The sequence below is a fragment of the Sphingobacterium sp. Lzh-3 genome (assembly GCF_046764375.1).
Classification (GTDB): domain Bacteria; phylum Bacteroidota; class Bacteroidia; order Sphingobacteriales; family Sphingobacteriaceae; genus Sphingobacterium.
Genome location: NZ_CP177226.1, coordinates 678,503 through 692,501 on the forward strand (window position 1 = coordinate 678,503; position 13,999 = coordinate 692,501).

Below are 13,999 nucleotides of genomic sequence, written 5' to 3' on the forward strand. Positions count from 1 at the left end.
AAGCGGCATTAGCCGCTTTTTTATTGTTGAGCATGATTAATGCTATCCTGTTGTTTTTGTAAACGCTCTTCCCGCTCGATCTCTCTAGAATCGATCTGATGCTGTTGATAATTGTCCATGGCCACTTTACTGGCTTTCTGCGATACGTAGATCGCTAATAGGGCAACAATAGTAATGATTGCTATTCCCCAGGCATATTTATGTTTGTCCTGTTTGACGAGCCAATACATAAAGATAATGTAAGGGACGGCAAAAATAATATAGAAAATTAAACTCGGTGACATACTATTCTCCATTAAATGATCCCTACAAAAGTATCGTTTTTGACTAAAAATAACGAACCGATAGAAAAAACAACAATTTCAATTGATAAAGCCTTAAACCTTTATCCGTTTTATTGTCAAATTAATATCGCTAATGTGATGGTTCTATTACCGACTTGTTGTGGATTAATTGCTTGAAAATGAAGCTTACAGGAGGGTTTTGACGGTGGATTGTAAATTTTTAATTTTTGCAAAAAATCAAAGAGAATATTGTGGAAAAGAAAAAAATATTTTTATACATTTGCATCGTCAGAAACAATTGACAGAGCATAGAGAAATGAAACAGAACAAAAAGAACGATTATTCTTATATTCAAACTTTTGAGAAGTTTATGAAGAAGGTTTTTTGTGCTTTCATTTTTGTAGAAATACCTGTTTTACGCCTCCGACGACCTATACTACCTCGGGCTTGATTTGAGGTAGTGAATCTTTCCAAGCAAGACCATGATTGTCCGATGGTTTTGAATCCATTATTTTAATTTATTTAGTAACAAAACACAACAGTAGTTGTTGTTTTATTATTAGGGTCGTAAGTCAATGACTATATCAGATTTTTTAATTATCCCGGCTAAACCTGAGCATGCACATTATGCAGAGGTTATTTGCGACGAAATGTTCGAGTCTGCAAAGGCTCGTGGTACTGGTATTGCGCGTCGTAAACCAGAATACGTTGCCAACAAGATGAATGAAGGTAAAGCAGTGATTGCTTTACATAGAGATGGCCGATGGGCAGGTTTTTGTTATATAGAAACTTGGGGTCATGGTGATTATGTCGCTAACTCAGGTTTGATTGTCAATCCCGAATTCAGAAAAGTCGGTTTGGCAAAAGCAATCAAAAAAAGAGTCTTTGAGCTTTCACGTGAGAAATACCCTAAAGCGAAGATCTTTGGTTTGACAACCGGATTCGCCGTGATGAAAATCAATTCAGAACTAGGCTATGAACCGGTTCCCTATTCCGAATTGACTTCCGATGATGAATTTTGGAAGGGCTGTCAGAGCTGCGTGAATTATGAGATCCTGATGAGTAAAGACCGTAAAAACTGCATGTGTACCGCCATGCTTTGGGATCCCGAAGAGAAAGAACGTGAATTGCGGGAGAAGATCCAGCGCAAGCATGAAGCGAAAGAACGTTTGGAAAGAATTACACAAAAACAGTCTCTGCTAAAGCGTATACAGGCGAAGTTTTGGAAATCGGCCAATAAATTTATTGCTGTCAATTTTCCGAAGCATAACAAAGTCGCAAAAGGATATTAAGCTAAGGCCGAGCGATTATATTGAAAATAGATGTAACAGGTAACTGAAGATGTTCATAATAACGAGATCAGTTCAAGGTTCTCTCAACATAATACTAAAAAACCGAGTGAAACGAGCTTAAATCAGCCGTTGAAAACAAACACTCATAAAATAACATTCTAATGAAAAAAGTAGTTTTAGCATTTAGTGGCGGATTAGATACTTCATTCTGTTGTATTTATCTTACACAAGATTTAGGTTTAGAAGTTCATTCCGTAGTTGTAAATACAGGTGGTTTTTCGGATGAAGAATTAAAAAATATTGAAGAACGTGCTTATGCTTTAGGTGTGAAATCACATACAGCTATAGACGAGACGGCAGACTATTACCGCGAAACTATTAAATTTTTGATTTTTGGCAATGTGTTAAAAAATGCAACTTATCCATTGTCTGTATCTGCCGAGCGTGTATGCCAAGCAACCGCAATTGCAAACTACGCAAAGAAAATTGGTGCTGAATGTGTTGCTCACGGATCTACAGGTGCAGGAAACGACCAAGTACGTTTTGATATGATTTTCCAGACCCTGATTCCAGGAGTGGAAATTATCACCCCAATCCGTGATCTACAATTGTCGCGTGAAGCTGAAATTGAGTATTTGAATAAGCATGGTGTAGAGTATTCTGCTGAAAAAGCAAAATACTCCATCAATAAAGGTCTTTGGGGTACTTCTGTTGGTGGAGCAGAAACATTGACATCCAACCAATACTTACCAGAGTCGGCATGGCCAACTCCAGTGACTTCTTCAGAGCCGCAGCAAATTACTATCGATTTTGAAAAGGGAGAGCCTATTGCATTAAATGGTGAGAAAATGGCTTCTGTTAAAGTGATCCAAGAATTGCAGGCAATCGCCCAACCATATGGTATTGGCCGTGATATCCACGTTGGTGATACGATCATTGGTATCAAAGGTCGTGTGGGGTTTGAAGCTGCAGCTTCTGTTATTTTAATCAAGGCACACCATACCTTAGAAAAACATACCTTAACCAAGTGGCAATTGTCGTGGAAAGACCAAATCGCAGCATTCTACGGAAATTATATGCACGAAGGTCAAATGCACGATCCTGTGATGCGCGATATCGAAGCTTTCTTACAATCTTCACAAGAAACAGTGACTGGCCGAGTGATTGTCGAACTTCATCCATACCGTTTTGTCGTTATTGGTGTCGAGTCTGATCACGATTTGATGTCGAATAAATTCGGAAGCTACGGTGAAATGAATAAAGGCTATACAGGTGATGATGTGAAAGGTTTCTCCAAAATTTTTGGAAATCAAACCATCATTTGGCACAAAGTGAATAAAAAATAAACCTTGTTTGGTGCAATGTATTTTTTCCTGCGGTAGAATTCTTCGGAAAAAATACATTGCCCAACATTTGATAACGCATACCTAAATACTAAATTCAAGAAAATGATAAGAGTAGGAATAATTGGTTCGGCAGGATATACTGGTGGTGAATTATTACGTGTATTGATTTATCATCCTGAGGTGGAAATCGTATTTGCTAATAGCGCTTCCAATGCAGGAAATAAGTTATATGAAGTTCACAATGATTTATTTGGTGATACTGAATTGACCTTCTCTTCGGACTTTCACTCAGCTATTGATGTCTTGTTTTTATGTGTTGGTCATGGTGATGCACGCAAATTTTTAGATGCAAATCCAATCGATGTATCCGTGAAGATTATTGATCTCTCGCAAGATTATCGTCTTCGTGCGAATACGGCTTATCAAGGGCAACAATTTGTATATGGACTTCCAGAACTTAACAAAGAAGCAATCAAGACGGCACAATATATCGCTAATCCAGGATGCTTTGCAACAAATATCCAATTGGCTTTATTGCCATTAGCGAGTAAAGGCTTATTACCTGATCAAATCCATGTTAATGCAACAACTGGATCAACAGGAGCGGGACAAAAACCCGGAGCAACAACACATTTCTCTTGGCGTAACAATAACCTTTCTGCTTACAAATCTTTTGAACATCAGCATTTGCAGGAAATTTCTGAGTCATTGGATCAGCTTCAAGTGGGATTTTTACCGGTGTCAGAAGGATCATTGTTGGAACGTGCTGCTGCAAAAATTAATTTTGTTCCACAACGTGGCGATTTTGCCCGGGGAATTTTCTCGGCAATTTATGTAGACACTGATTTGTCTGAAGAGCAGGCCTATGCATTGTACGAGAGCTATTATGCTGCTCATCCTTTTACACATGTCAGTCCTAAAAATATTGACCTCAAACAGGTCGTTAATACAAATAAAAGTATTATCCACCTCGAAAAGCACGGAAATAAGCTACTTATTTTAAATGCGACCGATAATTTGCTGAAAGGCGCATCCGGTCAAGCTGTACAAAATATGAACTTAATGTTCGGTTTAGACGAGCGCACAGGATTAAACTTGAAAAGCGTTGGTTTTTAGCCATTTTTAAGATATCAAACAGCAATATAAACAAGTTGTGAGTAACTTGAGGGATCACCTTAAAAACGAAATGAGGTTTTCAACATTTTATTAACATCGTGTGGAAAAGTGAAGGGTAGATCCTTCACTTTTTTTTATGTCATTCCTGCTGAAGAAAGTGCGTTGTCTATCTTGTAGCTCCACTCGTATATTCTTAATCTTAGAGCCATTCAACACAGGTTCCGATAAACTTAGTTTATCTTACAGGCGGAACCACGTTCAACCTGAGCTCGGGATAAGAAAAAGTCAGGGTCAAAAAAAACGCAATTTTATGCTTCACTCAAGCCTGAAACAAGAAACATACTACATCGACTAAAGGATCACCCCTACCTTAGCCCTTGTTAAGCTCAAAGATCACTCTTGTTGAGGTCAAGGCGCCCTGAGTTTAGCTGTCATTTTTAACCGTTTTCCATCGGATTTAGGCGTATTTCTTCGCCGCTGTCTGCTGCTATTGACATCGCTTGATTTCGGGTACATATTTGTATCGTCAAGGTAATGAGGGCCGAGGAAACTAGAAAGATGCGTTGTGCCATCGTACAGATGTTGATGTACAAGCTTAGATTGTGGATCTATTGACAGAAGTTGTTATAAATTTTGTCATGTACTTAGATAAATTTTACACAATCGATTGATATACATTTCCTTTCTTTTTCTGTAAATCTAAGCCTTATCTTCATCAAATAATCCAGTTTCACAAACCGATACCCTCTTTATTCAAGAGTAAAGTGCAACAGAAAGGTAGTTGATAAATTGAGTTTCAGAACAGCTAAAGGAGTTTGGTTTCGTGAAGTATTCGAGTATGGCAGCATCTCGAATTCATGGCAAGCATTAATAACCGCAGGTAGTATAACTAGCCTAGGGTTGATATATAAATTGATAAAAAAAATAAAGTATGAAAAGAAAACACTTTATCCAGTATCTCTTTATGGGAGCTTTATCCTGTCTTTCGATAAGCGGTATAGCGCAGACAGTAGGGGAGACTTATGCCGTACCACTTGCTGGGAATGCTTTCATTACCGCAGGACAAGCTGGTGAAGCGGAAATTTCCGGTCGTAATGGCCTTGTAAAATGGTCAAGCGATCAGGAAGTGGCATCAGTTTATTTTCGGGCTCAGAAAGCTGGAAAATTAACATTAAAGCTCAAAGCAAAAAATGATGCTGGGAAATCTAAAATAGAAATTGATGCACTAGGGAAAAAGGCGATCGTGAATGTGGAAAGTACTGAGCTGTCGGAAACAGCACCTCTGTCCATTGAGGTAAAGTCGCCCGGTTACGTTCAGGTTAATTTAAAAGGCTTAAGTAAATCGGGAAGCAATTTTGCCAATGTAACCGAATTGCTTGTGAGCGGCGAAGCGGCTTCGGGAGGTCTTCTATTTTCCAATGATCCTGAGTATTACTATTGGTCCAGAAGAGGCCCTTCTTGTCATCTAAATTATACTGTTCCTACGGAGGGTAACGTTAGTTACTATTATAACGAAGTAACCGTCCCTCAAGGAGAAGATAAAGTTGGTTCCTATTTTATGGCGAATGGTTTTGGCGAAGGCTACTTTGGTATACAGGTTAATTCAGAAACCGAGCGACGGATCTTATTTTCCGTATGGAGTCCATTTCACACAGATGACCCGAAAAGTATTCCAGATGAGCAAAAAATCCATCTACTAAAAAAAGGAAAGGATGTGCATTCGGGTGAGTTTGGAAATGAAGGGTCAGGCGGACAGAGTTACCGTAAGTACTTTTGGAAAGCAGGGGTAACCTATAAGTTTCTCTTGAAAGGCGTGCCCGATGGAAAAGGGAATACTGATTATACGGCTTGGTTTTTTGTACCCGAAGAGAATGCATGGAATGTGATCGCAAGCTTCAAACGTCCACAGACAAATACCTACCTGAAACGATTCCATAGTTTCTTAGAGAACTTTAGTCCTAATCAAGGCTACCTGGGTAGAAAGGTAGAGTTTGGCAATCAATGGGTCTATGATGGACAATGGAAAGCTGTACAGGAGGCTTCTTTCAGTGTCGATAATACCTATCGTGCAAATCAACGCATTGATGCAATCGGCGGCATTACGAAAAACGGATACTTCCTTAGAAATGGCGGTTTCTTTAATGACGTTGTTAAGCCAGGAAGTAAGTTTGAATTCCGGAATAAAAATAATGCACCGAAAATTGATTTTGACAAACTGCCTTAATCAAAAAGGAATAAAGACAATGTCTTTTTGTCGCTCAAAGTTTGTCCTAAACACAAAAGAGTCGCATTAAAATGCGACTCTTTTGTGTTTAGGACAGTCCTCAATTTATTTTTCAGACAGTTTGATATCACGTTCTACCGAAACGTTATCTCCGGTAACAGCATTACCATCCTTATCTACTAGGGTCAATTTTACTTTATTGTTGCCCATTGGCAGGCCTTTTATCTCATAAGGTCCCCATTTGTCCAATGTAAATGTCTGGCCATTGATATCTGCCATTACCTTGTTGCCGTCTGGAGCAAGTTTGGTATTGACGATGTAAAAATCTAACAGGAGATTTTTTGTTTCATCTCCTTTATACTCACCTTTAGGTCGCGAATAGAAAAGTGATGGTTCCTTTGGTGTTGCATCTGTCGTTAATTTACCCGTTGCATCAATCTTAAATTTTACCAATTTAGAAGCTTCAGTGGTTTTTATGGATTCATGATAGGATCTTGATAAAAAGGAGAGCAGGTAATGTTCCGAATTCAAAGGTACTGTTACGGAATTCTCAGGCTTATAAAGAGCCGTGTAAGGTTTATTGTCTAAAATAAAATGAATATGTTGTCCATCATGCGAATTTGCCATATGGGCAGCATGGGCATCATCAGTCATCTCAGTCAATTTGAAATTCTTAATCGCATATTTTACAGTTACTTTTGCGGAGTCTGTTCCTACCTTTTCTGCAGTGATCGAGGCGATCTGCAAATCAGCTCCAGGAAATTCTTTCGAGTCTGCAATAGGACTAACGGTGATCGAGTCCATTTTTTGTGCAGTATTTGTGTCCATACTGCTGCTTGAGTCAGCTCCACCTGTACTTTTCGTAGAAGAGTTGTTACACCCAACAGCGCCTACTAGGAGCGCTACTGCAGCAGTAATACCTGTAATTCTGTAATACTTCATAATTTTTTTGTTTAATTTTTTAATCATTCAGCATCTTAAGTAACAGTCTATGTTCCTATTTTGTTTGTAATAAGGTTAAAAATAGGCCGTTAGGGCTACGCATTGAAGTTTAATACACAGTGAATTAAATATTTTTAAAAAAATAGTCATATTAGATGTAATAAATCGATCTGCTGAAATGTCTTGATTATATAAAAGGCACGGGTGATATTGAGATGGAGCATAAGCCGATTAAAAATTAAAATAGCGTAAGTCTCAATATTGACGATAACATGAATCAAGAGCAATTTAAAAATACCGTTTTCATCCATAAAGATAAGCTATTTCGCTTTGCGAAACGGATCTTGATTGATGATGACGAGGCTTTTGATGCGGTACAAAATGTGATGATGCGGTTGTGGCAATTAAAAGATCAGTTGCTTCAATACAAAAATATGGAAGCCTTCTGCATGCAGAGTGTGAAAAATGAAGCACTCAATCGCTTAAAAAGAGAAAAGGTCCGGGCGGATTTTGTTGAACAGCATCAGGTTGTTGCGATGACCGAACATACCGTTGGGAATACGAAAGAAATTATTCTGGAGATGATCAATTCTCTTCCCGAAAAACAACGGCTTGTTATGCATCTGCGCGATGTTGAGGATTATGACATCGATGAAATCGGTGAAGTATTGGAGATGGGGGAGTCAGCAGTCAGAGTGAATCTGATGCGTGCAAGACAGAAGGTAAAAGAACAATTGACAAGATTATTCGATTATGAAACCACGCGGATTTATTCAGGTAAAAAATAAACCCGATTGTTTCATCTTCTTTGAAAATAAGATATACAGTGATGAAAGATAAGAAATTAAAAGAACTGGAAGAGAAGTACTTTAATGGCCAGTCGTCATTAGAGGAAGAAAGAACATTGAAAAACTCGGACAATGCTTTTTTTCAATCATTGAATCAGGAAAAAAATAAGACAATGGACTGGTCCTTTGAGGACTTCCAAAGTGAGATCAATGAGGATAAGAAACGTATTGTATGGTGGAAAAATAGCTGGATCAAATATGCAGCAGCAGCCATGTTGTTAATGACTATTGGAATTGCGCTATTCCTAAATCAGGAACCAACAACGCGAGTACCGGTATTTGCCGAAAAGGAAATGAAAGAGCTAAAATCCACGGACAAGCAGCTAATCGAAGATCAAAATAAAGAAACAGTAGTTCATAACTCTAATGATAGCTTCCGTTCGGCGAAAAGGGGTAAGACGTTACAGATCGCAGAAACGTTCAAACGCCCTAAAGTGAAAAAACAAGCGAAGGAATGGACTGAAAAGAAGAAAATAGTTGCTGAAGGTCTGCAGTCAGTCGAAAGTGAATCCTACCGGGCAGATTATGTTGTTTTGAATGGGAAACCTGTCGCGAACGAACAGGAAGCTGTTGAACTGACCCTAAAATCTTTAGGTTTACTGGCAAATAATTTGGAAAATGGTGTAGATAAAGCAATGAATATAAAACAAATGTCAATAACGATTAACTAAAATAAGATGAAAGGATTTTTAATAGCTTGCCTTCTACTTGTAGCAAGTATGGCAAATGCACAAATTTCAAAATTGGATAAACTTTTTGAACAATATCAAGGAAAGAAAGGTGTGACAACACTCAAAATCGGGGCGCCGATGTTCAAACTATTGGGTAATTTGAAAATAGACGATGAGGATATGCAGACAATTACACCACTGCTTAAGAATGTTAAATCGTTGCGGATGCTGATTGTTGAGGATGGAGAAGATAAAGCTTTAACAGGTATTATTCGGGGAGCGGTGTCTAATTTAAAATATGAAGAGCTTATGTCGCTAAACAGTGATGGGCAAGATATCCGATTCATGGTAGAAAATATGTCTGCAAATGCAGATATCCTAAACAATCTGTTACTTACAATCAATGGAGATGGGCAAAACCTATTTATGATTCTTGACGGGGCTATACCGTTGAAAGATGTGACTAGCTTGGTCAACGAAGGGAACAATAAGGTAAATAAGAACAAAGGAGATAACAACAAAAAGTAGAAAATTATGAAAAGATTACTAACCTTGTTGTGCCTAGTTGGCGTTCTTTTCTCCATGCAATCATGCATGATAAAAAAAGCGTCCAATATGGACTTCGTCAGTCGGTCTAATGTATCTGAAGATGCTGAGATTGTTGCGATCAATTTACCGATGTGGTTAACAAAACCCTTTATGAAAAAAGCCTTAAAAGATGATAACGATGAAGATACTCGTGCAATGGCCGAAATTGTAAAGAAATTGAAGAAGTTCAGGATGCTGACGCTTTCGAATAATGATAAAACAAAGAATGCGCGTATTTTGGACGATTACCATAAGTTTTTAAAGAAAAATAAATTTGAGGAACTTCTGGTTATTAACACCGATGGCCAGGAAATTTCGCTAAACGCTCGTATTGATAAGAACAATGTCATCCAGCGGGTTTCTTTACTGGTCCATGATGATGAAGATGAAAGTGTGTTTATGGATATCAAAGGTAAGTTTTCGTTGGATGAACTTATCGCCGGATTAAACAAGATGAAATCCAAAGATAAGAAGTTGGCAAATAAACTTTAATAAGTACGCTGATTCAAACCGAAACTTCCGCTAACCTATAAAAAAAGCCCTCTAGTATATTTCTGGAGGGCTTTTTTATAGTAGTTTGATTTTTATACGCTAAAGACAATGTCCAACGCATCGAAAATATGTTTTTTTGCCTGGTCAAGATCCGCTGCTGTATGTGCATCAGAAACAAAACCTACTTCATAGCCTGAAGGGCCAAAATAAACGCCGCGATTTAACAACTCGCGGTGCATAATTTTATAAGATTCCATCGATTTAGGATCGATTTCACTCGCTTTTTTAATTTCTTGCTGTTCAGTGAATGCAAACCAAAAAATAGAAGCAACATGGAAAAGTTGAACTTTATATCCTTTCTCAGCAATATAAGTACGCATATCATTGACGAAGGCCTCTGTTTTGGCATTTAAATTTGTGTAGAAATCCTTTTGAGCCAAGATACCCAATGCAGCAATGCCGGCAGCCATAGCAACTGGATTTCCGGATAAAGTTCCCGCTTGGTAAACTGCACCATCAGGAGATATACAGGCCATCAATTCTTTTGAGGCTCCATAAGCACCGACAGGCATTCCGCCACCAATAATTTTTCCATAGGTAATAATATCAGGTTGTACATCATAGTAAGCTGAAGCACCTTCAAAACCAATACGGAATCCTGTGATCACTTCATCCATAATCAACATTGCACCATGTTCTTTGGTGATATTACGTAAGAAGTGAACATACTCCTTAGTTTGCAACAATAAACCATTGTTTGCAGGTATACCCTCAATGATAACTGCCGCAATCTGATCTTTAAACTCTGCAAAAGCAGCTTCTAAAGCTTGCTTATCGTTTAATTCGATGACAATGGTTTCGTCTGCAAATGCTTTAGGTACACCCGCCGAAGATGTCTCACCAAAGGTTACCAGGCCAGAACCAGCTTTCACCAAAAGAGAATCGGAGTGGCCATGATAACAGCCGTCAAATTTGATGATCTTATCACGTTTCGTATAGCCTCTAGCCAAACGGATAGCAGACATTACAGCCTCGGTTCCAGAACTGACAAAGCGAATTTTCTCAATAAATCTATTGTTTTCGATAATCAACTCAGCCAGTTGGTTTTCCAACGCAGTAGGAGCGCCAAAACTTAAGCCTTTCCCGAGTTGTGCCGCTACAGCTTCACGAACTTGATCATTATTGTGCCCTAAAATTAGGGGACCCCATGAACAACAAAAATCGATGAATTCATTCCCGTCCGCATCCCAAAGATGTGCCTTGTCGCCACGCTCAATAAATAATGGGGTACCATATACGGATTTGAAGGCCCTAACAGGAGAGTTTACGCCTCCAGGGAAATATTGTTTTGCTTTTTCAAATAGCTCAGCAGATTTTGCTCTTGAAATATCAGGTGCTTGCATAGTCTAAATAGTTGAATGCGAAATAAAACCTTTCTCCAATACTTCTTTGGAGTGGTAGGATAAGATTGCTGTAGCGCCAGCACGTCTGAAGCTCAATAACGTTTCTAGAATGACACGTTCGTCTAACCAGCCGTTTTGAATAGCCGCCTTTAACATCGCATATTCTCCGCTGACATTATACACCGCAATTGGTAGATCGAAGTTATCTGCAAGAAGTTTAACGATATCTAAGTAGGGAAGTCCTGGTTTTACCATCAGAAAATCTGCTCCTTCCTGTGCATCGAGCTGTGCTTCGATAAGCGCCTCTTTTGCATTGGCAGGATTCATCTGGTAGGTCTTTTTATCGCCATGCTTGGGCGCCGAGCCTAAGGCATCTCTAAAAGGACCATAATAGGCCGAAGCATATTTTGCCGTATAGGACATCAAAGAAACGTTTGTAAAACCATTATGGTCCAATAGCTCACGGATGTAACCGATGCGGCCATCCATCATATCTGATGGAGCAATGATATCTGCACCTGATTGCGCATGTGCCAAAGCCATCTTGCCCAATACCTCTAATGTCTCATCGTTTAGGATCTCACCGTTTTCGACAATTCCATCGTGCCCATCACTGCTGTAAGGGTCCATGGCAACATCCGTTACAATACAAGCTTCCGGAAAATTTTTCTTTACGGCTGCAATTGCACGTAAGTATAAACTTCCATCACGGTAGCTTTCTGTCGCATATTTGTCTTTTAAGGACTCTTCAATGTTAGGGAAAAGATCAAATGAGCGTAAGCCCAACTTTAGGCAACTTTCCACTTCTTTCAATAGATTGTCTATTGAATAGCGATAGATGCCAGGCATCGATTTAACCTCAGTTTTTTGATTTTGCCCATCGATGATAAAAAGTGGGAAAATCAAATTTGACGCGTCTAAACGTGTCTCTTGAATCATGTCGCGAATCACGGCAGATTTACGATTTCTTCTCGGACGTTGTAACATTATATTAAGATTATTTATGATCTATGTTGTTTATTCCAATGTCAGTGGAATCGTTTACCGACGTTGAAATACAAACTACTTTATACGATTCTAATACTCCAATCCAAAAACGGCTTCAGAAAGACCGATTTCATCTGGAGAATAAGGAAGTGTATAAGGGACATTCATCTCATCAAACTTTGCACCGGTAGAGCGGCCAATACAAATTACTTTCTGGCCCGGTTCCAACAAATTGTCCGCAAAATAAGCTTCCACGTTGCTTGGACTGGTAAAGACCAATACCTCCGCATTGGATGGATCTACATTTTCTTCTAAGACTGTTTCGTATACCGGTATATTGATGATTTTCGTCTCCGGGCTTAACGCTTTTTGGATTGTTTCCAAAGATTCTTTCGCACGAGGAATAAGCACGGTACCACCATTGGCCAATTCAGCAAATTTCTTCGCAATTTCCTCCATATTGATGCCCTCACTGTCGCCAGAGAAATCAGCAACGCGGTCATATTTACGCAAAATCTCCTCCGAGCCGCGGCCAATGACACCTATCTTAGTCTTTTTGCTCAAACGAGGTTCTAAATTGAAAAAGTGCTCAATACCATTTTTGCTTGAAAATATAATCCAGTCAACATGTTTTAGGATAAAAGGATCCAATTTATTGATAATGGGGAATATTTTGATCAAAGAGCGGCCCTCAATAGTAATATTGTGTTTGGCCATTGCTCTAGCGAAATAGGAGTTTTCGTCTACCTCTCGGGAGATAAATACAGATTGTGGCAGCTTTCTATCCTTTGCATACTTATTGAAAATACGCTCCGCTAAACGTGTCACATCAGTATCTCTAAGGTAAACACGATCAGGGAATTCTTCACTTGTTTCAGCAATAGAGGCCCAAGCTTCGTATTCATCACCGCTTTTGCGGCAATAACAGCCAAGTGGCGCATGACATCCGGCGTCAAATTTATTTAATACCAAACGTTCTACGGAGATTGTTTTTGCTACTTCTTCATTATTCAGGGGCTGTAAAGCTTCAAAAAGTTCCTTGTCAACTTCACGGATCTGAATAGCAAGCACCCCTTGCGCTGGTGCCGGAATAATTTCAACAGGAGGAATCTCCTCCACATGAAAATCTGTAATATCCATTTCAATACGGCTAATACCTGCCTTTGCAAGTACTATGGCATCATATTGCTCATCACGTAGTTTTTGGATTCTTGTCTGCAAATTACCACGGAGATCGTCAAATTCTAGATCAGGACGTAGTGCCGAGATCTGCGCTTTTCTACGGTTAGATGATGTTCCAACTGTCGCATTGTGCTTTAATGAAAGACGTTTTTTGATGTCCACACAATCTTTGTGGATAATCAATAATTCAGCTGGATCTTCGCGCTCAGAAACCGCTGCAATGATCAATCCTGGAGGATTGACCGTAGGTAAATCTTTGTGTGAGTGTACAGCTAAATCAATGGTCCCGCTTAAAAGCTCTTCCTCAAGCTCTTTAGTGAAAAATCCTTTGCCTTCTAATTTATCCAAACGAAGGTGTTGAATGATATCACCCTGTGTCTTAATGACTTTTAATTCTGCTTCAATTCCGATTTCTGCCAATCGATCTTTTACAAAATTTGCCTGCCACATGGCAAGAACGCTTCCCCGGGTACCAATAATTAGTTTTCTATTCACGTTAATTTTACTTTACCTATTAAAACAATCACAAAGATGTTCCACCGGTAGCTACGTATTCAACTAGCACAGAATGTGTTTTAATTCAATTGAGCCCCGGAAAATGAACAATTTCGGAAAAATGTGTTT

Annotated in this window: 14 protein-coding genes; 8 read left to right on the forward strand and 6 right to left on the reverse strand. The window is 39.0% G+C overall.

Features of this window, described 5'->3' with window-relative positions:
• Positions 1-20 precede the first annotated feature (20 nt).
• Positions 21-284, reverse strand: a complete 264-nt coding sequence (locus ACLCDV_RS02755; RefSeq protein ID WP_075990905.1) for a hypothetical protein — start codon at positions 282-284, stop codon at positions 21-23.
• 575 nt (positions 285-859) lie between these two features.
• Between ACLCDV_RS02755 and ACLCDV_RS02760 the strand changes: the two genes are divergently transcribed.
• The 3 genes from ACLCDV_RS02760 (at position 860) to argC (ending at position 4,038) form a co-directional block, all read left to right on the forward strand.
• On the forward strand, positions 860-1,576 hold the full coding sequence (locus tag ACLCDV_RS02760) for a GNAT family N-acetyltransferase (protein WP_070561978.1): 717 nt from the start codon (positions 860-862) through the stop codon (positions 1,574-1,576).
• A 161-nt stretch (positions 1,577-1,737) separates the two neighbouring features.
• The gene (gene argG / locus ACLCDV_RS02765; RefSeq protein ID WP_411972866.1) at positions 1,738-2,922 is read left to right on the forward strand and encodes an argininosuccinate synthase; all 1,185 of its coding nucleotides are present in this window, start codon (positions 1,738-1,740) and stop codon (positions 2,920-2,922) included.
• A gap of 102 nt (positions 2,923-3,024) precedes the next feature.
• Positions 3,025-4,038 (forward strand): N-acetyl-gamma-glutamyl-phosphate reductase, encoded by a 1,014-nt coding sequence (gene argC / locus ACLCDV_RS02770; RefSeq protein WP_317668536.1) that lies wholly within the window; start codon positions 3,025-3,027, stop codon positions 4,036-4,038.
• A 437-nt stretch (positions 4,039-4,475) separates the two neighbouring features.
• Here the strand turns inward: argC and ACLCDV_RS02775 are convergent, their stop codons facing one another.
• Positions 4,476-4,610: a hypothetical protein gene (locus ACLCDV_RS02775; RefSeq protein ID WP_411972867.1), complete on the reverse strand. Its 135-nt coding sequence runs from the start codon at positions 4,608-4,610 to the stop codon at positions 4,476-4,478.
• 359 nt (positions 4,611-4,969) lie between these two features.
• Between ACLCDV_RS02775 and ACLCDV_RS02780 the strand changes: the two genes are divergently transcribed.
• Entirely contained in the window at positions 4,970-6,262 is a 1,293-nt protein-coding gene (locus ACLCDV_RS02780; protein ID WP_317668534.1) for a DUF3472 domain-containing protein, read from the forward strand.
• Positions 6,263-6,367: 105 nt separating this feature from the next.
• On the opposite strand, the gene ACLCDV_RS02785 is transcribed toward ACLCDV_RS02780, so the two are convergent.
• Positions 6,368-7,204, reverse strand: a complete 837-nt coding sequence (locus ACLCDV_RS02785) for a hypothetical protein (RefSeq protein WP_317668533.1) — start codon at positions 7,202-7,204, stop codon at positions 6,368-6,370.
• Between the two features lie 272 nt (positions 7,205-7,476).
• On the opposite strand from ACLCDV_RS02785, the gene ACLCDV_RS02790 reads away from it, so the two are divergent.
• Genes ACLCDV_RS02790 through ACLCDV_RS02805 form a run of 4 tightly spaced genes read left to right on the forward strand, consistent with a single transcriptional unit; the run spans position 7,477 to position 9,803 of the window.
• Positions 7,477-7,992 (forward strand): RNA polymerase sigma factor, encoded by a 516-nt coding sequence (locus ACLCDV_RS02790; protein WP_120333163.1) that lies wholly within the window; start codon positions 7,477-7,479, stop codon positions 7,990-7,992.
• A gap of 41 nt (positions 7,993-8,033) precedes the next feature.
• Complete coding sequence (locus ACLCDV_RS02795; RefSeq protein WP_411972868.1) at positions 8,034-8,723, forward strand: hypothetical protein; 690 nt, start codon at positions 8,034-8,036, stop codon at positions 8,721-8,723.
• A gap of 6 nt (positions 8,724-8,729) precedes the next feature.
• Positions 8,730-9,251, forward strand: a complete 522-nt coding sequence (locus ACLCDV_RS02800; RefSeq protein WP_120333165.1) for a DUF4252 domain-containing protein — start codon at positions 8,730-8,732, stop codon at positions 9,249-9,251.
• A 6-nt stretch (positions 9,252-9,257) separates the two neighbouring features.
• Positions 9,258-9,803, forward strand: a complete 546-nt coding sequence (locus ACLCDV_RS02805; protein WP_317668531.1) for a DUF4252 domain-containing protein — start codon at positions 9,258-9,260, stop codon at positions 9,801-9,803.
• Positions 9,804-9,895: 92 nt separating this feature from the next.
• On the opposite strand, the gene hemL is transcribed toward ACLCDV_RS02805, so the two are convergent.
• The 3 genes from hemL to hemC all read right to left on the reverse strand — a co-directional run bounded on the left by hemL (position 9,896) and on the right by hemC (position 13,870).
• Positions 9,896-11,206 (reverse strand): glutamate-1-semialdehyde 2,1-aminomutase, encoded by a 1,311-nt coding sequence (hemL, locus tag ACLCDV_RS02810; protein ID WP_317668530.1) that lies wholly within the window; start codon positions 11,204-11,206, stop codon positions 9,896-9,898.
• Between the two features lie 3 nt (positions 11,207-11,209).
• The gene (gene hemB / locus ACLCDV_RS02815) at positions 11,210-12,193 is read right to left on the reverse strand and encodes a porphobilinogen synthase (RefSeq protein ID WP_317668529.1); all 984 of its coding nucleotides are present in this window, start codon (positions 12,191-12,193) and stop codon (positions 11,210-11,212) included.
• Between the two features lie 90 nt (positions 12,194-12,283).
• Positions 12,284-13,870 carry a hydroxymethylbilane synthase gene (gene hemC, locus ACLCDV_RS02820; RefSeq protein ID WP_317668528.1) on the reverse strand — a complete coding sequence of 529 codons (1,587 nt, stop codon included), beginning with the start codon at positions 13,868-13,870 and terminating at the stop codon, positions 12,284-12,286.
• Positions 13,871-13,999 lie beyond the last annotated feature (129 nt).